This is a genomic window from Candidatus Enterococcus willemsii (assembly GCF_009933335.1).
Taxonomy (GTDB): Bacteria; Bacillota; Bacilli; order Lactobacillales; family Enterococcaceae; genus Enterococcus_F; species Enterococcus_F willemsii.
Genome location: NZ_MAEL01000013.1, coordinates 1 through 1348, shown reverse-complemented (window position 1 = coordinate 1348; position 1348 = coordinate 1). Strand labels below are relative to the sequence as shown.

Annotated in this window: 2 protein-coding genes; both read left to right on the top strand. The window is 26.1% G+C overall.

From position 1 onward, the window contains the following. Window positions 1–717: hypothetical protein (locus BAU17_RS01915; RefSeq protein WP_161901128.1), on the top strand; the 717-nt coding region annotated here is incomplete at its 5' end. After that, window positions 707–1348: glycosyltransferase family 2 protein (locus BAU17_RS01910; RefSeq protein ID WP_161901127.1), on the top strand; the 642-nt coding region annotated here is incomplete at its 3' end. The genes BAU17_RS01915 and BAU17_RS01910, both read left to right, overlap by 11 nt.

The following is a 1348-nucleotide window of genomic DNA, read 5'->3' as shown; positions in this document are numbered from 1 at the left end:
AGTAGAATGACTTTAGGATTCAGTTCGCCAAATACATTTGGGACGGTTTTTTTCAGTGTAGTATTAGATATATTGATATTACTAAAAGATAAAAAGCAAAAAATACTGTGGTATTTAATGTTAATGGTTATAAGTATAATATTTTTTAAAGTTACAGATTCTAGAACATCAATATATTTATCTATAATTGTTATTGTAGGAAGTCTACTTTTAAACTGGTTAAAAGTAGTAAAAATACCGTCATTAGTTGTCATAGGTAGCTATATAGGAGTGAATATAATAAATATATTGCCTCCTTTATTATATAAACCCACTAATTTTTTTGTAAATTTAAACAATCTATTTTCAGGGCGTATAGCTATGTCGAAGTATTTTATTGACACAATTGGAGTACATTGGTTTGGAAGTAGTGTATCCGAACGACTCAACAATGATTTATTTTATGGACATTTTATAAAATCAGAATTATGGATACTTGATAATGGTTACTTCCGAATTTTAATTAATCAAGGGTTAATATTTTTCTTACTCTTTTTAGTTATACTGTATATTAAGCTATACAATAATAGAAATAATCCATTACTGTTTTTATTGTTTGTGTCGATATTTATATTTGGAATATTTGAAAGATATGCATTTAATCCGTTAGTTTTTTCATTATTATTATGTGATGATATGAATGAAGTGACGTTTAAAAGGAGAAAAAATGAAACTTAGTGTGATAATACCAATCTATAATGTAGAAAATTATTTAGAAAGATGCTTGGAAAGCATAGTAAATCAAGATATGTCAGATGTTGAGATTATCTTAGTTAATGATGGGTCTACAGATAATAGTAAAAAAATTTGCCAAGTATATGAAAAAAAGTTTAGTAATATTAAATTACTTAACAAGAAGAATTCAGGGACAGGTGAATCTCGTAATTTAGGATTAGAGATAGCTGAAGGAGAGTATATTTATTTTTGCGATCCAGATGATTATATCGAAACAGATTTATTCAATAATATATCTAAAATGATAAATTCAAATCAAGATGTGTATATGTTTGGTTATTGGAATGAGATAGAATATGATGGACGTATAGTGAGTAGCACAGAAAGTTGTGTTTTTAAAAACAAATCCTACACACGGGTTGATTTCTTAGAATCATTTTCTGAGTTGTTTTGCACAAATATGTTATATACACTGTGGAACAAAGTATATAAAAAAACTTTTCTAAAAAATAATAATATTATTTTTTCTAATTCTCCGATGGGACAAGATACTCGTTTCAATATTAATGTATATAGATACATTAATAGTTTTGAAGTTATTAGAAAATCGTACTATCACTATACTATTTTGAGG